Origin of the sequence: Aeromonas bivalvium (genome assembly GCF_046078285.1) — a bacterium.
GTDB lineage: Bacteria > Pseudomonadota > Gammaproteobacteria > Enterobacterales > Aeromonadaceae > Aeromonas > Aeromonas bivalvium.
On record NZ_JBGXBV010000005.1, the window covers coordinates 254264 to 271225 of the forward strand.

Genomic DNA, 16962 nt, shown 5'->3' on the forward strand with positions numbered 1-16962 from the left:
TCACTCCGCCAAACGCTCTGCGACCCGCAGCACAGAGCTGCGGGACCGGGTATTTTCGGTGACTTCGTGTTCCGACGGCTTGAGCGCCTTGCCCACCGATTTCAGCTTGCGACCACCGGCCAGCTGGGCCTCGGTCAGGGGGATGCCCCGCGGCACTTCCGGCCCCTTCTCGTGCTTGCGAATGAAGTGTTTGACCAGCCTGTCCTCCAGGGAGTGGAAGCTGATGACGGAGAGGCGCCCCTCTGGGGCCAGGGCCTGCAGGGCGCCATCCAGCGCCGTCTCTATCTCGTCCAGCTCGCTGTTGATATAGATACGGATGGCCTGGAAGCTGCGGGTGGCCGCGTGCTTGCCCTTTTCCTTGCTCGGGTTGACCCTGGCTATCATCTCTGCCAGCTGGCGGGTGCGCACATAGGGCTCGGTCGCCCGATCGTGGACGATGGCGCGGGCGATCTTCTTGGCGAAACGCTCCTCGCCGAAGGTCTTCAGTACCCAGGCGATGTCATCCACGTCGGCCTTGGCCAGCCACTCGGCAGCGCTCTGGCCCGTGGTGGGGTCCATGCGCATGTCGAGGGGGCCGTCCTTCATGAAGCTGAAGCCGCGCTCGGCATCGTCCAGCTGGGGGGAAGAGACCCCCAGATCCAGCAGGAAGCCGTTGACCTTGCCCAACAGGCCGCGATCGGCCAGGTAACCGGTGATCCCGGAGAAGGGGCCGTGCACTATCTCGAAACGGGGATCCTGGATCTTGGCGGCTTCGGCGATGGCCTGAGGATCGCGGTCAATCGCAATCAGACGGCCATTGGGGCCGAGTTTTTGCAAGATGAGACGGGAGTGACCGCCACGGCCAAAGGTGCCATCGACGTAGATACCGTCCGGCTGGATGGCCAGACCTTCGACGGCCTCGTGCAACAGCACTGTGATATGTTCAGCGGCTTGGCTCATTTATAGCGAGAAATCCTGTAAGCGATCCGAGCCGGCCCAGTCATCCTCGGGCAGGCTCGCGATATCGGTATCGATCTGATGTTGCCAGCGGGCTTCGTCCCACAGCTCAAACTTGTTGAGCTGGCCCACCAGCATGATTCTCTTGTCCAGCCCGGCATGGGTGCGCAAGGGCTGGGAGAGCAGAAGACGGCCATTGCCGTCCAGTTCACATTCGGTCGCGTGCCCCAGCAACAGGCGCTGCAGACGGCGCTGCGCGGGATCCATGCTGGAGAGCGTCTTCAGCTTGCGCTCTATCTCCTCCCATTCATGCAGGGGGTACAGCAGCAGGCAGGGGTGGGCGATATCTATGGTGCAGACCAGCTGGCCGTCGCATTCGTCGCGCAGCCAGTCACGGAACTTGGTCGGAATCGCCAGTCGCCCTTTGACATCCAGGCTGATGGCGTGAGCACCACGCAACAAATTAGCCATCCCCAATGAGTAATAAATGGTGGGTCTCTGCCCAGAAAAACCACTTTGATCCACTTTTCTCCACTGTGAAGTTTAAGGACGAGTAAAGGGCTTTTCAAGCAAGGATCCTGATGGCAGGGAACATATTGACGCAGCGTTTGACGGGCTCGGATTAAGCGGGTTGATTTTCCACGAGTTATTTCAGGGAAAGTGCATGCGATTAATTAGAGTCCCCATGAAAGAGGCCCTCGATTCAGGGGGAAATAATAAAGCGATACAGGATCAAGGTACACAGAGCGATGCTCACTCCCACCACGGGATAGATGATATAGCCATCTCCCGCCCGCCGCGCCCGCAGGCAGACGAGACGACAAAGCAGCAAATTATAAAGAATGAGCAGGGCGCTGAGCAGCATATTGGTCGCCAGCCCGAGGCCATCCATATAGAGGATGTAAAGAGCCATCAGCATGAAGTTAATCAAGATGAGATAGAGCAGAAACTTTTGGAGTGTCTTGCCCGCTGTAGGGGGGGTTTTTGCTTGTGGTATCATGCTCATCACATCCTTGAATCCACATGAACAGTCGACTGAAAAGGTCGAAAACTGTTGAGAGTCATCATGTTTTTATTCGCCTTTGGCCTCCCTGGGGAAGCGGCGTCATGAGGGTCATGATGCGATGGCTGCTCTCGCTGGTTATTTTGACACCATCTTGTTGTTATTCTTATCAAAACTACCACTGGCAGGCGGGTTTTCCCACCCCTTTGACGGGGGTGGGCCAGGATCTGGTGCAGGCCCAGGGCGCCTTCTTGCTCAAGCAACAGGATTACCTGCAGCGGCGCCTGGGCCAGGTGCAACCCATGATCCGCTGGGTCGCCAGGCAGGTGGAGGCCAGGCAGCTGCCCGCCCTGCTCAGTTTCGTTCCCCTCATCGAGAGCAGCTACCGGCTGGACGTCGTCTCCCACGCCGGAGCGGCCGGTCCCTGGCAGCTGATGCCCCAGACGGCGAGTCGATTCGGGGTGCCCATCAACGACAGCTTCGATGGCCGATACTCCCTGCCGCTCGCCACCGATGCCGCCCTCACCTATCTCGCCTGGCTGCACCGCCTGTTCGACGGGGACTGGCCCCTGGCCCTGGCGGCCTACAACGCGGGAGAAGGCCGGGTGACCAGAGCCATACTGGCCGCCAACAGCCGCAATCTGTGGGATCTGCCCCTGCCAGAGGAGACCCGCCTCTACGTCGCTCGCCTGCTGGCGCTCTCCCGCGTGCTGCAACACCCTCAGCGCTATGGCTTTGTCCTGCCCCCCTGGCGACAGGGGGCGGAATTGCAGATAGTGTCAGCCCCCCAGGGCTGCTCGCTGCTGGCCTGGGCCCTTGAGAAGGGGGTATCCATGAATGATGCCAGTCGCTGGAATCCGGCCTGGCGTCTGCCACAGGCGCAGGGGGTGAGTCGCTGCCCCATCGCATACAGTCAGAGCGAGGGCCGGCAACCCGGGGAAGAGAAGCTGGTCAGGAAGGGGCCCTTCATCGCCAGCACCATCTCACTGGAGAGCCTGCATGACCCCCTGCTGCTGAAGGCGAGCAAGGGGCTGGATCTGGGGCGGGGCGGGATCAGGCTCGAACGTCTGCCGGATCCGCTGGGGCTGGATCGTCCTGCGGCGCCGCTGCTGCCATGAAACAGTGGCGCCAGTGGCTGAGGACAGGGGTCAGGTCCACCTGGTCGGGTTGCGTCCAGCTGGCGCCATAGAAGCACAGGTGCTGACCTATGGGTCGCCTGTGCATGATCCGGCACTCGAGCCGGATGTTGGGAGCAAGGGAGAGGTTGATGACAGCAGGCAGCAGGAAGCGTGCCGGGGCCAGGAAGCCCACCCCGCCCGGCCCTATGTCCTTGATCACCGCCCGGCCGAGCCGCTTGTCAAACAGCAGGCCGCTGACCAGCAGGCGGGCCGCGATGCCGCAGCTCTGAGTCTCGAGCGGTTCTGAACCATCATGGAGATACCAGCGCGGCACCTTGCGCCTGGGATCCTGCGCCCCTGCCTGGGGGAGCGACTGGTCGGCTTCATCCTTCATCTGGGCATACCTTCCTTGGCCTGCGCCGCCGCGGCCTTGAGTTGTGAGCTGAACAGCTGCTCCAGGCTCTGTTCGGCCTGGCTGCTCATGATCAGCAATTCGATGCGCCGGTTGCGGCTGCCGGTCGGATTGCCCTCATCTTCGAGCATGGTATCGGACATGGCCACCACCTGGGCAATGCGCTGCGGCGGCATGCCGCCGGCCAGCAGCACGCGCCTGGCCATCATGGCGCGATCCGAGGAGAGCTCCCAGTTGCTGTAGTTGTCGTTGGCAAACGGGGTGTTGTCGGTGTGACCCGAGATCATCACCCGGTTCTCGACCCGCTGGAACACGGGGGCCAGCCCCATCAGCAGGTGGCGAAAGAAGGGGCTGATCCTGGCGCTGCCCCGGCCGTACATCTCCCTGTCCTCATTGTCCCGAATGAGGATGCGCAGCCCCTGGGGCACCAGTTGCAGCTCCAGGTTGTTCCTGGCCTGCAGCTGATCCGCCAGGGAGTCGATGACCCCGGCCAGCTCCGCCATCTGCTGCATTCCCTCGACCCGTCCCACCACCAGGTTGCTGTAGTGATCGACCCCCTTCTCGTTGAGGATGCTCTGGCTCGGATCCCTGTGCTTTGGCATCAGCTGGCCATCCTGGGTGTAGACGGGCACCAGCTCCTCCAGCGGCGAAGGCTGCCCCCCCAGATCGACCGGGAAGGGGCTGTTGCGAATGTCGAAGGGGTTGGCCGCATTGTCCAGGATGCTGTAATCACGCAGGTGACTGGCCACCTGCTCCCGCTCCTCCTGATTGGAGACGGCCAGGATCCAGAGCACCATGAACAGGGCCATCATGGCGAGAGTGAAGTCGGCAAACGCCACCTTCCAGGCCCCGCCGCTCTTGGGGGCCGAGTTGCGGCGGTTCTGCCGTTTGACAATGATCTGTTCGTGGTTGCGCATCTACATCGCCTTGTTGGTGACCCAGTCCTCCAGCTCCATGAAGCTGGGTTTGACATCGGGCTCGAGCACCTTGCGCCCGGAGTCGACCGCGAGCAGAGGCTGCTTGCCACGCAACTGGGCCAGCAGGATGGATTTGACGCACATCAATAGCGAGATGCGACGCTTGACCAGATCTTCCATGGCGCTGCTCATGGGCTCGAGCAGGCAGTAACACATGAATATCCCGATGAAGGTGCCGACCAGGGCCGCCGCCACATGCACGCCGATGGCGGTGAGCGGGCCATCGAGCTGCTGCATGGTGATGATGATGCCCATGACCGCCGCCAGTATGCCGAAGCCGGGGCAGGCCTCCCCCGTCTTGTGCAGGGCATGGGCCGGTTTGAGCATCTCCTCCTCGATGGCCATGATCTCCTGCTCCAGCATGGTCTCCAGCTCGTGGGGACTGATCTTGCCCATGCCGAGCAGGCGCAGGTTGTCGATGATGAAGCCCAGCAGCTGGGGATCCTCGGCGATCTGCGGGTACATGAGAAACACCGAGCTCTGCTGCGGATTCTCGATGTGCTCGTCGAGGGCCTTGAGCCCCTTGCTGCGGGTCTCTTCCAGCAGTTGATGCATCAGGGTCAGCAGCTCGCGATAGAGTTCCCGCTCCTCCTTGTTCGGCTTGGCCACCTGCTTGATCTGGCGCCACATCTCGTGGAGTACCTCTTTGGAGTTGCCGATGAACATGGAGCCGATGGCGGCCCCGAAGATGATGACCATTTCGGCGGGCTGCCACAGGGCGAGCAGGCGACCACCGGCCATCATGAAACCGCCCAGCACACACACGAAGATGATGCCAAGGCCTAGCTGTTTTTGCATGAATGCTCCCGCACAACACAAGGTGTCTCGCCACGGGATGTGGCGAGTCATGAATTAGATGGAATCGACCAATTGCTTCTTGAGCTGAAGCACGCACTGCTTGTGCAGCTGACAGACCCTCGACTCGGTCAGGCCGAGCACCAGGGCTATCTCCTTCATGTTCAGCTCATGCTGGTAGTAGAGGGAAAGCAATAACTGCTCCCGTTTGTCCAGGGTGGCGAGCACCTTGGCAAGGGTCATGGCCAGGTCGGCATCGTCAGATTCGGCGCTCGGCGCCCGTCCGCCGTTTTCCAGCCACTCCTCCAGGCTCTGCAAGGCCTCCGCCTGGCTGGCATAGGCGAGCTGGCGCACCTCCTCCACCGAGGTGGCGAGGGCGGCGGCCAGCTCCTGCTCGGTCGGTGCCCGCCCTCCCTGGTTGTGCAGCTCACGCTGGGCCTGGTTGTAGACATGCACCTGCTGGCGCAGCTGGCGGGGGCGCCAGTCGAGGCGACGCAGCTCGTCCAGCATGGCGCCGCGGATCCGCTTGAAGGCATAACTCTCGAACTGCTGATCCGGCTCGCCATCATAGCGGCGCCAGGCCTCCAGCAGCCCAATCATGCCCACCTGCTCCATGTCGTCCTGATCGAAGCTGGCACTGACCTGGCTGCGCAAGTGGCTGGCCGCCCGCTTCACCAGCGGCAGATAACGCATCAGGATGGCCTGCTCCCCCAGGATGGACTCCTTGGCGGCGAAGGCGTTCGGCTGCTCCCAGTGATTCATCGCGGACCTATTGCACCAGCACCTTGGTGATCAGCACTTCGTCCAGATAGGTACGGTAGCCATAGCCCTGCAGCGTGGTGGTCAGCTTGCCGAGCAGCGAACTCTGCAGGGCACTGATGTCCTGCAGCTCCTGGCGCACATTCTCCAGGGTTCTGTGGCTGAAATACTGCACCATGGCATTGCGGATCAGGGGGCTCAGCTCCTCCAGATCGGTCAGCTGCGCCGGGTTATGGGTGACCAGCGCCAGCTCCAGCACCAGATAGTGGGTCTGGGCGCCTCCCTCCAGGCTGATGACGAACCGCTCCATGGGTTTGAACAAGGGGGTCGCACTGAGCTCGGGTTTGGCTTCGGTCAGACCGAGCCAGACGCCAATCTGGTCCCGCTTCAGGTAGGCGCCATAGGCCAGCACCAGGAGCAGGCAGCAGGCCGCCACTATCACCATCAACCACTTGAAAAATCGCCGCATCGTCTCTCGTTACCTTGTTATTCGATTGCTGTCAGACCAGGGTGTTGAGCCAGTCCCGGCCCCGGGTGTCATCCTGAGGGTCGTCCTCCGTCCACTCCCGCCGCCCGGCCAGGATCTCGTCCTGCTGCCAGGCCTGGCGCCGCTCCTGCTCGCCGCCCTGGCCCACGTTGACCTCCACCCCTCCCGCATGATGGGGGGCCAGGCTCATGCGCAGCCGCTCCATCGACTGGATCAGGGCGTCCCGCACCGCCGGACTCGCCGCGTTCAATTGCACGCTGAGCTTGTCCCCCTCCATGCGCACCGTGAGCTCCAGTCGCCCCAGCTCGGGGGGATCCAGCCTGATGTGGGCCTGCTTGATCTGGTGATTGACCTGCATCTCCACCTTGTCACGCAGCACCTCCACCAGCTGCTGCCCCCACTGGGCCGGGTTATCCGCCAGTCTGGCGGGGGCCCATTGGTAGTCGGGCTGTCGGGCCGGCGTGCCGGTGACGAGGGTCGGCGTTTGCGTCCCTTTGACCTCGGCACCCTCCCCCCTGGCCGGTTCGGCGCCCAGGGCGACGAGCAGGGCCGGGGGAAGAGCAGGCGCGGGGCGATGGCTCGCACTGTCGCCAGCCCCGAAGGTGCCTGGGGTCTGTGGGCTGATATGGCCTCCGTCTGCGGCAACAGGTGCGGCCACCGTCTGGCCCAGCTTGAGCCTGGCCTGCAGGGTCTCGAGGGTGAGAGGGGGTGACATGGACGGCGTCGCCTCCCCTGTCAGGGGCGCCCTGGCCTGGGTCAGACCCGGCGCAGGAGTGAAATAAGAGGTATCGGCCACGCGGCGCGAAAAGGCGGCGGCCAGCGCCTCCTCATCGGTCGTCTCCTCCTGCTGGGGGGGCTCCTCCTGCCCCTCTTGCACTGGCAAGGGCTGGGCCAGCGCCGCGAGATCGGCAGGGTCGAGGGAGGGATCGAGGGACTGATAGCCCTGTGTGGCGTCCGCCGATTGGCGGCGATGGATGGCGCCCTGCTCGGCGCCCGCGGCCAGGGCCGCAGGGCTCAGGTTGCGGATCACGCCCATGATTGCGCCTCATCGTAGGCCTGCAGGCCTTCCCGTCCCTGGCTGAGCTGCTGCCAGCTCTGCTCGCGCACCGCCAGCTCGGCCCGGCACTGCTCGAGGGCCTGGCGGTGCCACTCCCTCACCTGTTGACGGGCCGGGAGCAGGGTATGCCAGAGAGGGGCGTTGGCCGCCAGGGTGTTGCAAAACTGCGCCAACCTCTGGTCGGTCAGGCGCACCGCATCCCATTGACCCGCCTGGGCCTGCTGCTGCAACTGTCGACCCAGCCCCAGCAACTGGCGCTGGCGGGTCTCGTACTCGGCACTGGATATGGATGGCTTGCTGACGGGCATGGCAAGGGCCTCAAGAGTGGTACTGCATAGCCACTAGCAAGGAGTGGGCCATAAAATAATGATGAATTATCAATGTATTGGGTCATGGCCAGCGGGTATCTGGGAAGCGCAGCTTCCGCCCGCTTCACCCCTTGTTGACCGCCATGGCTTCCCAGCCATCCTTGAGCTCGAGCAGGATGCGGCGCACCTCGGCAAAGCCCGCCAGGTCATTGCTGACGCTGATCTCGAACAGGCGCTGACCGCAGTAGTCATAGAGACGGTGCAGGTTGGCGGCCAGCTCCCCTCCCTTCTCCATGTCCAGAGCGCTGTCGAGGCCGCCGAGGATCTGCAGGCACTTGTTGATGGCCTGCCCCTTGCGCTCGTACTGCTTGACCTGGATATGGCCCTCGGCCCGCGCCATCTCGTCGAGCAGGCCATCCATCAGCATCAGCACCAGCTGATGGGGGTCGGCACTGGCGGCCTTGGCCTGCGTCGCGGCAAATTGGTAGGCATCATAGCCATCTTGGTGTTCAAACATGGAAGACTCGCTTATTCAGGGTAAAACGCGAACATCGACTCACAGGGAACCCATGGTCTGCATCATCTGATTCATGGTGGTGAATTGATTGAGGTAGCGCTTATACGCGGATTCCATGCGACGATCCAGCGCCTCCATCCGCTCGTCCAGCCGGCGCTGGTTGTTCTCCAGACCCGTCTTGCGCCCCTTGAGCACCCCGTCCCGCCTGGTATAGGGATCCATGGCGTTGCTCATCCGCTTGAGCAGGCCATCATCCCCCATCAGCGCCTTGCCAAGCAGCTCGGGATCCTTCTCCAGCGCCTTGTTGAAGTCGGTCTCGTTGAAGGAGAGCTTGCCTTCCTTGTCGGTCTTGATCCCCAGATTGTGCAGGGTCAGGCCATTGGGCAGATCCCGCACCTTGGCGGCCAGCAGGCTCTTGAGACCGCGCACCCCACTGTCCGAGGCCAGGGCGCCCGGTGACTTGGGATCGCTGGCGGTCATCTTGGCCAGCTCCCCCACCAGCTCGTTGTAGCTGTCGACAAACTGCTTGAGGGAGCCGGTCACGGCCTCGGTATCCTGCCCTATGGTGACCTGCATGGGAGGATCCCCGGCCGCCTGGACCTTGGTCAGCTCCAGCGTGAGGCCATCGACCACATTCTCCAGCTTGTTGCTGGCCGAGGTGATGGTGAGCGGGCTGTCTCCCCCCATCCGCAACTTGGCATCCTGCGCCCTGGTGATATCGGTGCGGGCCGCCAGGGCGGTGGCGAAGGCACTGGCCGGATCGCCGCTGTAGCTCAGGCTGATGGCGTTCTCTTCCCCTGTCTCCTTGCCGGTCAGCACCAGGTTGACCTTGCCATCGGTGCGCACCAGGGTCGCCTTGACCCCGGGGTTGTCCGTGGCGTTGTTGATGTGGGAGACCAGGTCCTTGACGGTCGCCCCCGCCGGCAGGGCCGCCAGATCCACGTTCAGGGTCTTGCCCTTCACCGCCAGGGAGAGGGTGCCGCTCGCCGGCAGGGGATCCGTGTCGCTGTCGAGCTGCACCCCCAGCTGATGGGCCTGGGCCAGCTGCTCGACGAAGAAGCTGTATTGCCCCGAGCTCGCCTTGCCGTTGCTGGTCACCGTCATGAAGCCCTCCTGGGACAGGGTGGCCTTCTGGGCTTGCAGGGTGGAAGCCTTGTTCAAGTCCTTGAGCATGGTCTGGAAGGTGGAGAGCTTGGTATTGAGCGTGCTCAGCGCCGTCTGCTGCGCCTTGACGCTTGCCATCTGGCGATTGAGCAGGGCATCCATGTTCTGACGTTCGGCGGCGATCAGCTGGGAGGCCATGGAGGAGGGATCTATCTGCATCTTGCTACACCCTTGAGACTAGGTTCATCCGGCATGTCGATGGGAAAACACAGGCGTCTGCTTTCCCATGGACAGGCAATAAGAACAGGCTGCCCAAGGGGGCAGCCTGTCATCACCATCAACGCAGCAGGGAGGTCACCATGCCGGTCATCTGGTTGGAGTTGGAGAGCACGGACATGCCAGCCTGCATCAGCATCTGGTTCTTGGTCATGTTGGTGGTCTCCTGGGCGAAGTCGGCATCCATGATGCGGCCGTTCGCCATGTCGGTATTCTCCTTCATGTTGGAGAGGTTGTTCACCGTGTGCTCCAGACGGTTGATGTTGGCACCGAACTGGGAGCGAGCTGTCCCGATGGCGTCCAGGGCATCTTCCATCTTGGTGATCTGCGCATTGAAGTCAGTGGACGCCAGGGCGCTCGCCGCCACGTCGGCGGTGGCCAGATCGGTGGTCGCCGTGGTGATGGCGGTGTTGACCGCCTTGACGTTGGTGTCGGCCTTGACGTCCAGCTTCTCGGCGGCGGTGCCACCGATCTGGAAGGTCACAGTGCCAGCTTCGAACTTGCCACCGGCACCGATCAGGGCCTCACCACCAAAGCGGGTGTTATCGCTGATGTTCTTCAGCTCGGCGGTCAGCTCCTTCATCTCGGTACCTATGGCCAGACGGTCTTCCGCACTCGCGGTGCCGTTGGCGCCTTGAGTCGCCAGATCCTTCATGCGCTGGACGATATTGGTCATCTCGTCCATGGCCCCTTCGGCGGTCTGCATCATGGAGACGGCGTCCTGGGCGTTGCGCATACCCACTTTCTGGCCGTTGGACTGGGCCTGCAGGCGGGTGGCCATCTGCAGACCGGCGGCGTCATCGGCCGCGGAGTTGATGCGCAGGCCGGTACCCAGGCGCTGCATGGCGGTGCCCAGCATCTTGTTGGTGGTGTTGAGCTGGCTCTGAGTGGTCAGAGAGGCGAAGTTGGTATGAATGGACAAACCCATGATCTATTCCTCGAAGAAGGCTGCAACCGCAGCGGATAACCGTACGAAGAAGAGAAGCGACAGATGCGATGCAAGACTTGAATGGATGACTGAAAAAATGCGGGAAAAGCGGAAACGGACAGGAAGGGAGGAAGAGGAAAAAGGCACTCATCCAGGGGATGAGTGCCACGGCCATCAACGCAGCAGGGAGGTCACCATGCCGGTCATCTGGTTGGAGTTGGAGAGCACGGACATGCCAGCCTGCATCAGCATCTGGTTCTTGGTCATGTTGGTGGTCTCCTGGGCGAAGTCGGCATCCATGATGCGGCCGTTCGCCATGTCGGTGTTCTCCTTCATGTTGGAGAGGTTGTTCACCGTGTGCTCCAGACGGTTGATATTGGCACCGAAGGAGGAACGGGCGCTGCCGATGTCTTTCAGGAAGGTTTCCATCTCTGTGATGGCGGCGGAAGCCTTGGTCTGATCACCGATACCGGCCTTCAGAGCGGCGCCATCCAGGCCAGAACCACCGGTAGAACCGGTCACCTTCTTCAGGTCGGTGGAGATGTCGACGCTCAGGGTCTCGGCGGCGGTGCCACCGATCTGGAACTTGACGGCACCCTTCTCGAAGTTGCCTGCGCCTTTCTTCAGCAGGGACTGGCCACCGAAGGTGGTGTTGTCTGTGATGTTGGCCAGTTCCTTGGCCAGTTCACCGAACTCGGCGTCCAGGGCGGTGTAGTCTTCGGCGCTGGTGGTGCCGTTGGCACCCTGGGTGGCCAGATCCTTCATGCGCTGGACGATATTGGTCATCTCGTCCAGGGCACCTTCACCGGTCTGCATCATGGAGACGGCATCCTGGGCGTTGCGCATGCCCACTTTCTGGCCGTTGGACTGGGCCTGCAGGCGGGTGGCCATCTGCAGACCGGCGGCGTCATCGGCCGCGGAGTTGATGCGAAGGCCGGTACCCAGGCGCTGCATGGCGGTGCCCAGCATCTTGTTGGTGGTGTTCAGCTGGCTCTGAGTGGTCAGAGAGGCGAAGTTGGTATGAATGGACAGACCCATGGTCGTTTCCTCGAGTGAGATGCTGCCGGGCAGCTGATTGGTTGACTCCACTCAAGAGCGACCGTCCAGAGGGGAAAATGAAATGGCGATCGCTCTTTTTTAAAATTTTCCACCGCCCCCTGTCGCCACCACCTCGTCACTTCGGGCACCCTTCTTGCAGTGCCTGGGCCACAGAGATCGATGCGGGCAGCCACCCGCTCGACCATGAGGTCCACGCCGCCCAAGGAGAAAAGATGGCCCACACCCTGCTGACCCCCAGGTATTACCAGCAATTTCAATGTATCGGCGATCGATGCGAGGACAACTGCTGCCATGGCTGGACCATTTCCATCGACAAGCAGACCTATCGCCACTACGTCAGCCACCCTGACCAACTCATCCAGAGCACGGCCAAACAGCATATCCAGAAGGTGAAAAAATCCAACGATCACTGGGGCACCATCCGCATGAACGAGGCGGGGGCCTGCCCCTTCCTCGACGGTGTCGGCCTGTGCAATGTCCACAAGCAGGCGGGCCCCGAGGCCCTCAGCCAGACCTGCAAGAGCTACCCCAGGCTGCAAAGCCAGTTTGGCGAGCAACACAGGCGCAGCCTGGTGCTCTCCTGCCCGGAGGTGAGCCGCCGGGTGCTGCTCGATCCCCAGGCCATGGCGATGGAGGCGACCCCCTTCACCGGCAAGGGCAAGCCCAGGGCCGTCCCCCCAGCCCTGGCCTCACTGCACATGCTGAGCATCGATGTGTTGCTGGCGGACGCCATGACGGTGGAGGAGCGGCTCTGGCTCATCGGCATGCTGATCCACAGGGATGAGAGCCAGGTATCGAACCAGACCTTCCTCGCGCAGATGGTGCCCATGATAGAGCAGGGCCAGCTCGCCACGGCGTTCGCCCAGCTCCCCTTCATCGGCAAGATCCAGTGGTGGGCGCTGCGCACCCTCACCCATCTGCTGATGCTCAACAACCAGAACCAGCAGCGGCGCGGGCGCGCGACCATGACCCGCTGCCTGGAGACCATCAACCGGGTGCTGGAGGGAGAGTTCGATGAGGCAAAGCTCGCCAGCCTGCACCAGTGCTGGCACGAGCGGGTCGCCCCCTTCCTGGCAGAGCGTCCCCATATCCAGCAGAATCACCTGCTCTATTACGTCTACCATAACCAGTTCCCCGCCAAGGAGCAGAGCCCGCAGCTGGCCTATCGCCTGCTGATCGCGGACTACTTCCTGCTGCGCAGCTATCTGTGCCTGCTGGCCATGGGGGATGCCCCCTTGACCGAGGGGGATGTGACGGATCTCTTCTACAGCTATCACACGGTTCGCCAGCACAACGCCAGCTTCCTGAGCACCCTGGAGCAGGGATTGGAGGCATCGGGTCTCGCCAGCGATCTCACCCTCTACGCCTTGCTCAAGACGGGCTGACCCGGGCGCCGGAAACGACAACACCCCGGGTCACGGGGTGTTGTGGGATCAGCGGGCGCACGAGGGGATCAGGCCAGCAGGGCCACCACGTTCTGGCGGGAGACATTGGCCTGGGCCAGCAGGCCCGCCATGGTGCCGGCGAATCCCCCCTCCTTGAGCTGGGCATTGAGTCGGCTCTGCAGCTGCTCGAGTTCCTCCAGCTTGAGGCTCTGGCTGCGGGATTTTACCCGGTCAAGCTGCTGCACCATCTTCTGGCGAAATTGCTTGAGCTCGCGCACCGACTGCTCTATCTCGCCGAGCAGCTTGTGCAGGCGACGCTGCTCCTGGCGGATCTCGCCGCGACCAAGCCCCTCCCCCAGCAGACCTAGCTGGCCTGGCTGCTGCTTGAACCGCACCGGCACAGGGTTGCCCGCCGGGATGCGGATCCCCTCGCCGCTGATGAGCACGGGTTCGTCCAGCTTGCGTTTGTGCGCCTGTGGCAGACTCAGCTCCAGCTTGCCCTGCTCGTTCAGCCTGGCCTGGATCTGCTCCCTGGCCAGGGCGGTGTCGAGCCGGCTGATCACTTCCTGGCCCTGGGCACCGGCCGGAATCATGACTTCCACCGCGCTGTTGCTGACGGGAAAGGCCAGTACCAGTCGCTCGGCCGTGGGCTTGGCGGTCAGCAGTTCCAGATGCTCGGCCCCATAGCGCACCCGGCTGTCGTCCTTGCCGAGCAGCCTGGGTTTGAGTTCGTCGGTGAGGGGGGCGTTCGCCCCGGTCAGACGCTCCTCGAGGGCGCGCAGGCGCTGCACTATCTCACCGCCGGCGCTGGTGGTCTGGGAGAGCTGGCGCTCCAGCCGCTTGAGCTCGCCCCACACCTGGCTGAGGGCCTGCTCGCCCCCCTGGGCATGGGCGATGCGCTGCTGGGCCGTTCCGATCAGCGCCCAGCGCTCCAGGCGCGCCACATTGGGCTGACGCTCCATGGCCCCCTGCTGGCGCGCCTTGCCCTTGCCCTGGACCGATGACTGTCCGCGCAACTTGAGCTGGGCAGGGGCCTCGGCCACTGCGCCCGATCGGGTCTGCTGGATCTGCATCTTGGGTCCTTACTGGTGTCAGGGAATGTAGTTGAACAGGCTGAGGCCATTGACCTTGGCAAAGGCCTGCTGCTGCACCTGCAGCGCCATCAGCACATGGGCCTGCTTGGTCACCGCCTCGGCATAGTCGAGGGACTCTATCTGATTGCTCACTTCCTTGCTATAGAGGGTCTTCTCGGCATGGCCTTCGTCTATCTGGTCGAGCAGGTTGATGCGGGCCCCTATGCCGCTCACCATCTGGCTGATCTCGTCTTGCAGGTGCTGGCTGCGATCCAGCATGGCCCCCGCCTCGGCGTTGACATCGCCGGTCGAGGTCTCCAGCAGGGTCACCAGATCGTCCAGCTGCTTGAAGAAGTCGCCGCCCTGGATGAAGAGGCTGTCGGCGGTGTGATTGATGCCCACCGTCACCCCCTTGGCCACCACCACCTCCCGCATCAGGGCGTCCCCCTGATACTGGTAGTTGCCGCCGGCATCCTTGACGATAGCGGTCTTGTCGACCTGGCTGCCGGCGAACAGGCTGGAGCCGCTCTCGTTGCGGCCATTGGCCAGATCCAGCAGACCATCCTTGATCACTGCCAGCTCGCTGGCCACCGCGGCCCTGTCATCGGGGGACATGCTGCCGTTGGCCGCCAGCTGGGTCAGATCCCGCAACCGCATCAGCATGTTGGTCATGGTATCGAGCTGCTGCTCCCCCTGGGAGAGCTGGCTCTTGGCATTGAAGATGTTCTTCTGATACTGGGCCATGGCCGTCTGCTCCTTGTGCAGCCCCTGCAGGCGCACGCTGCCGATGGCATCGTCCGAGGGTTGCAGGATCCGCTTGTTGCTCGCTATCTGGCGGTCGAGCCGGGCATAGTCACCGAAGCCCTGTTGCAGGTTGCCGAGCATGCTGAGCTGGATCTGGTTGGTACTGACGCGCATGGAGAATTCCTCAGAACATGTTCAGGAAAAGGTGAAGAGCGGGTATTTGCTGATGCTGACAATCATGGAGCTAGCCTCAGAACATGTTCAGGAGAGAAGTGAAGAGTTGATCCGAGGTACTGATCACCTTGGCATTGGCCTGGTAGGCCTTGGTATAGGCCATCACCTTGACCCCCTCTTCGTCCGTGTTGACGCCGCTGACACTGCTCAGCTTGAGGGAGAGCTGCTGCTCCAGATTCGCATTGGCATCCAGCTCGGCCTTGGCCTGGCCGCTCTGTACCGCCATCTTGCCGAGCAGGCTGCCGTAGGCGTCGTACTGGCCATCCTTGATGGTGAGCAGCTCCTGCAGGTTGCGGTTGTCCCCCTGACCGCCCCCCGCCTGGGCGAAGGCGAGATCGTCCCCCTTGAACCCGGCGGCCAGCTTGAGGGTACCGGCGGGATCCAGGGGGTCGTAGACGAACAGCGCCTTGCCCGCGCCGCCATTGAGGTCGATGCCGTTCATCTGCTTGGCGTTGAACTCATCGGCCAGCTTGCTGGCGATCTGGCCCAGCTCGTCCCGGGTCGGGCGCAGCACCTCGACCCGATAGGCCAGGATCCCGGCCAGGGTACCGCCACCGAGCTGGGGAACCTCGAACGTCTGGGGCCCGAAATGGAGGGAGAGGGTGTCCCCCTTGATGGAGAGGGTGCTGCTGCTCGCCCCCAGTACCAGGGGTTGACCCTGGGGCAGGCTGAGGGCCACCGAGCCATCGCTCTGGCGATTGACCCTGACTTCCATCAGGGTGGAGAGCTCGCGGATCACCTGATCCCGGCTATCTTCCAGCACAGAAGTGTTGACCCCCTTGGAGGCCTGGTCGCCGATCTGCTTGTTGAGCTCGGCCACCTGGCTCAGGTAGCTGTTGACCTGGCTGACGCTGCCGTTGAGCTGATCGTCTATCTGCTTCTCCTGGGTGAGCAGGCTCTCGCTCAGCTGGTTGAAACGGTTGGCCAGCGCCCCCGCCGAGCTGACGATCTGGCTGCGCTGGGCCGGGGTTTCCGGGCTGTCCAGGGCGGCGCTGAGGGAGGAGAAGAAGCTGTCGAGCCCCTTGGCGATGTTCATGGACTCGCTGCCGAGCAGCTGCTCCGTGGTGTTGATGTACTGATGGAAGGCGTAAGAGGAGCCGAGGGTGGAACCGGCCCGCCAGTGCTGGGCCACCAGGTAGTCATCGGTGATCCGGCGCACCCCGACCACTTCCACCCCCATGCCGTTGTCCAGCCGGCCGAAACCGGACAGGCTGCCCATCATGGCCTCCTGGCGCGAATAGCCTGTGGTGTTGGCGTTGGCGATGTTCTGGGCGCTGACATTCAACGCTATCTGGGCGGCGTTGAGACCACTGAAGCCGATATTGAGCAGTGACATCTGTCAGCTTTCCTTATGTTGGCAGTTGGGGGAGGAGGGGCCTGGCATCGCCTCAGCCCGGCTTCTTCATCCGGGTCAGGGGCTGCTGGAAGGCGGCCAGTCCCTGCTCCTGTGAAGCGACCAGGGTGTCGGGATTCTTTAATGCGGGATCCAGTTGCCTGACCATCTGCTCCTTGAGCCCCAGGCCGCCGCGTTGCACCAGACTCATGGCGAGCTGGCTGTCATACATGTCGCGGTAGAGCCCCTCCCCCTTGATCAGCTTGTCATCCTCATCCTGCAAGGCATCGGTGGCGGCCCGCATGTGCTTGAGCACGGTCTGCAGGAAACCCACCTCGAACTGGCCGGCGGCGGCGTCGAGGGCGGCCCGCTGGTCCGGGTTGCTCTTGATCTGCTGCAACTCGTTGAGATCCTGATAAAAACCAGGTTCGGACGTGATTTTAGTCATGATAAATCC

Annotated in this window: 20 protein-coding genes; 2 read left to right on the plus strand and 18 right to left on the minus strand. The window is 62.8% G+C overall.

From position 1 onward, the window contains the following. The 3 genes from rsmH to ACEUCR_RS13850 all read right to left on the minus strand — a co-directional run bounded on the left by rsmH (nt 1) and on the right by ACEUCR_RS13850 (nt 1936). Nucleotides 1–939 carry a 16S rRNA (cytosine(1402)-N(4))-methyltransferase RsmH gene (rsmH, locus tag ACEUCR_RS13840; RefSeq protein WP_042001657.1) on the minus strand — a complete coding sequence of 313 codons (939 nt, stop codon included), beginning with the start codon at nt 937–939 and terminating at the stop codon, nt 1–3. Then, nucleotides 940–1398, minus strand: coding sequence for a division/cell wall cluster transcriptional repressor MraZ (mraZ, locus tag ACEUCR_RS13845; protein ID WP_042001653.1), 459 nt, complete (start codon nt 1396–1398; stop codon nt 940–942). Nucleotides 1399–1639: 241 nt separating this feature from the next. After that, nucleotides 1640–1936: a hypothetical protein gene (locus ACEUCR_RS13850; RefSeq protein ID WP_392441333.1), complete on the minus strand. Its 297-nt coding sequence runs from the start codon at nt 1934–1936 to the stop codon at nt 1640–1642. Nucleotides 1937–2154: 218 nt separating this feature from the next. Here ACEUCR_RS13850 and ACEUCR_RS13855 point away from each other — a divergent pair, with 218 nt between their 5' ends. Next, entirely contained in the window at nt 2155–3057 is a 903-nt protein-coding gene (locus tag ACEUCR_RS13855; RefSeq protein ID WP_408790974.1) for a lytic transglycosylase domain-containing protein, read from the plus strand. Here the strand turns inward: ACEUCR_RS13855 and ACEUCR_RS13860 are convergent. From ACEUCR_RS13860 to lafA (ACEUCR_RS13910), 11 genes are all read right to left on the minus strand, one after another. Beyond that, complete coding sequence (locus ACEUCR_RS13860) at nt 2993–3451, minus strand: hypothetical protein (RefSeq protein WP_408790852.1); 459 nt, start codon at nt 3449–3451, stop codon at nt 2993–2995. The two genes, ACEUCR_RS13855 and ACEUCR_RS13860, sit on opposite strands and share 65 nt — an antisense overlap. Continuing rightward, complete coding sequence (lafU, locus tag ACEUCR_RS13865; RefSeq protein WP_042001647.1) at nt 3448–4386, minus strand: lateral flagellar motor protein LafU; 939 nt, start codon at nt 4384–4386, stop codon at nt 3448–3450. The genes ACEUCR_RS13860 and lafU overlap by 4 nt, the downstream gene beginning before the upstream one ends. Next, nucleotides 4387–5244: a lateral flagellar motor stator protein LafT gene (lafT, locus tag ACEUCR_RS13870; RefSeq protein ID WP_392441328.1), complete on the minus strand. Its 858-nt coding sequence runs from the start codon at nt 5242–5244 to the stop codon at nt 4387–4389. Nucleotides 5245–5298: 54 nt separating this feature from the next. Further along, a complete protein-coding gene (lafS, locus tag ACEUCR_RS13875; RefSeq protein ID WP_408790857.1) occupies nt 5299–6003 on the minus strand; it encodes a lateral flagellar system RNA polymerase sigma factor LafS in 705 nt (234 codons plus the stop codon). Between the two features lie 7 nt (nt 6004–6010). Next, nucleotides 6011–6469, minus strand: a complete 459-nt coding sequence (lafF, locus tag ACEUCR_RS13880; RefSeq protein ID WP_042001637.1) for a lateral flagellar basal body-associated protein LafF — start codon at nt 6467–6469, stop codon at nt 6011–6013. Between the two features lie 31 nt (nt 6470–6500). Then, complete coding sequence (locus tag ACEUCR_RS13885) at nt 6501–7523, minus strand: flagellar hook-length control protein FliK (protein ID WP_408790860.1); 1023 nt, start codon at nt 7521–7523, stop codon at nt 6501–6503. Then, the gene (locus ACEUCR_RS13890; protein ID WP_392441320.1) at nt 7514–7852 is read right to left on the minus strand and encodes a LafX; all 339 of its coding nucleotides are present in this window, start codon (nt 7850–7852) and stop codon (nt 7514–7516) included. The genes ACEUCR_RS13885 and ACEUCR_RS13890 overlap by 10 nt, the downstream gene beginning before the upstream one ends. A 124-nt stretch (nt 7853–7976) precedes the next feature. After that, complete coding sequence (gene lafC / locus ACEUCR_RS13895) at nt 7977–8369, minus strand: lateral flagellar export chaperone LafC (protein WP_042001628.1); 393 nt, start codon at nt 8367–8369, stop codon at nt 7977–7979. A gap of 39 nt (nt 8370–8408) precedes the next feature. After that, nucleotides 8409–9692 (minus strand): lateral flagellar capping protein LafB, encoded by a 1284-nt coding sequence (lafB, locus tag ACEUCR_RS13900; protein WP_392441317.1) that lies wholly within the window; start codon nt 9690–9692, stop codon nt 8409–8411. Between the two features lie 118 nt (nt 9693–9810). Then, nucleotides 9811–10677 carry a lateral flagellin LafA gene (gene lafA, locus ACEUCR_RS13905; RefSeq protein ID WP_408790863.1) on the minus strand — a complete coding sequence of 289 codons (867 nt, stop codon included), beginning with the start codon at nt 10675–10677 and terminating at the stop codon, nt 9811–9813. Nucleotides 10678–10851: 174 nt separating this feature from the next. Beyond that, nucleotides 10852–11715, minus strand: coding sequence for a lateral flagellin LafA (gene lafA, locus ACEUCR_RS13910; RefSeq protein WP_408790866.1), 864 nt, complete (start codon nt 11713–11715; stop codon nt 10852–10854). Between the two features lie 233 nt (nt 11716–11948). Here lafA (ACEUCR_RS13910) and fliB point away from each other — a divergent pair, with 233 nt between their 5' ends. Continuing rightward, complete coding sequence (gene fliB / locus ACEUCR_RS13915; RefSeq protein ID WP_408790869.1) at nt 11949–13121, plus strand: flagellin lysine-N-methylase; 1173 nt, start codon at nt 11949–11951, stop codon at nt 13119–13121. 68 nt (nt 13122–13189) lie between these two features. Here the strand turns inward: fliB and ACEUCR_RS13920 are convergent, their stop codons facing one another. The 4 genes from ACEUCR_RS13920 to ACEUCR_RS13935 form a co-directional block, all read right to left on the minus strand. Then, nucleotides 13190–14194 (minus strand): hypothetical protein, encoded by a 1005-nt coding sequence (locus ACEUCR_RS13920; RefSeq protein WP_408790871.1) that lies wholly within the window; start codon nt 14192–14194, stop codon nt 13190–13192. 18 nt (nt 14195–14212) lie between these two features. Next, complete coding sequence (lfgL, locus tag ACEUCR_RS13925; RefSeq protein WP_408790874.1) at nt 14213–15112, minus strand: lateral flagellar hook-associated protein LfgL; 900 nt, start codon at nt 15110–15112, stop codon at nt 14213–14215. A gap of 76 nt (nt 15113–15188) precedes the next feature. Next, nucleotides 15189–16508: a lateral flagellar hook-associated protein LfgK gene (gene lfgK / locus ACEUCR_RS13930; RefSeq protein ID WP_392441302.1), complete on the minus strand. Its 1320-nt coding sequence runs from the start codon at nt 16506–16508 to the stop codon at nt 15189–15191. Between the two features lie 52 nt (nt 16509–16560). Further along, on the minus strand, nt 16561–16953 hold the full coding sequence (locus ACEUCR_RS13935) for a rod-binding protein (protein ID WP_042001610.1): 393 nt from the start codon (nt 16951–16953) through the stop codon (nt 16561–16563). Nucleotides 16954–16962 lie beyond the last annotated feature (9 nt).

Bases quoted from the DNA above. Each gene is read 5' to 3' on its own strand.
- rsmH (WP_042001657.1), bottom strand. From the start codon at position 939: ATGAGCCAAGCCGCTGAACATATCACAGTGCTGTTGCACGAGGCCGTC.
- ACEUCR_RS13850 (WP_392441333.1), bottom strand. From the start codon at position 1,936: ATGATACCACAAGCAAAAACCCCCCCTACAGCGGGCAAGACACTCCAA.
- ACEUCR_RS13860 (WP_408790852.1), bottom strand. From the start codon at position 3,451: ATGAAGGATGAAGCCGACCAGTCGCTCCCCCAGGCAGGGGCGCAGGAT.
- lafU (WP_042001647.1), bottom strand. From the start codon at position 4,386: ATGCGCAACCACGAACAGATCATTGTCAAACGGCAGAACCGCCGCAAC.
- lafT (WP_392441328.1), bottom strand. From the start codon at position 5,244: ATGCAAAAACAGCTAGGCCTTGGCATCATCTTCGTGTGTGTGCTGGGC.
- lafS (WP_408790857.1), bottom strand. From the start codon at position 6,003: ATGAATCACTGGGAGCAGCCGAACGCCTTCGCCGCCAAGGAGTCCATC.
- lafF (WP_042001637.1), bottom strand. From the start codon at position 6,469: ATGCGGCGATTTTTCAAGTGGTTGATGGTGATAGTGGCGGCCTGCTGC.
- ACEUCR_RS13885 (WP_408790860.1), bottom strand. From the start codon at position 7,523: ATGGGCGTGATCCGCAACCTGAGCCCTGCGGCCCTGGCCGCGGGCGCC.
- ACEUCR_RS13890 (WP_392441320.1), bottom strand. From the start codon at position 7,852: ATGCCCGTCAGCAAGCCATCCATATCCAGTGCCGAGTACGAGACCCGC.
- lafC (WP_042001628.1), bottom strand. From the start codon at position 8,369: ATGTTTGAACACCAAGATGGCTATGATGCCTACCAATTTGCCGCGACG.
- lafB (WP_392441317.1), bottom strand. From the start codon at position 9,692: ATGCAGATAGATCCCTCCTCCATGGCCTCCCAGCTGATCGCCGCCGAA.
- lafA (WP_408790863.1), bottom strand. From the start codon at position 10,677: ATGGGTTTGTCCATTCATACCAACTTCGCCTCTCTGACCACTCAGAGC.
- lafA (WP_408790866.1), bottom strand. From the start codon at position 11,715: ATGGGTCTGTCCATTCATACCAACTTCGCCTCTCTGACCACTCAGAGC.
- fliB (WP_408790869.1), top strand. From the start codon at position 11,949: ATGGCCCACACCCTGCTGACCCCCAGGTATTACCAGCAATTTCAATGT.
- ACEUCR_RS13920 (WP_408790871.1), bottom strand. From the start codon at position 14,194: ATGCAGATCCAGCAGACCCGATCGGGCGCAGTGGCCGAGGCCCCTGCC.
- lfgL (WP_408790874.1), bottom strand. From the start codon at position 15,112: ATGCGCGTCAGTACCAACCAGATCCAGCTCAGCATGCTCGGCAACCTG.
- lfgK (WP_392441302.1), bottom strand. From the start codon at position 16,508: ATGTCACTGCTCAATATCGGCTTCAGTGGTCTCAACGCCGCCCAGATA.
- ACEUCR_RS13935 (WP_042001610.1), bottom strand. From the start codon at position 16,953: ATGACTAAAATCACGTCCGAACCTGGTTTTTATCAGGATCTCAACGAG.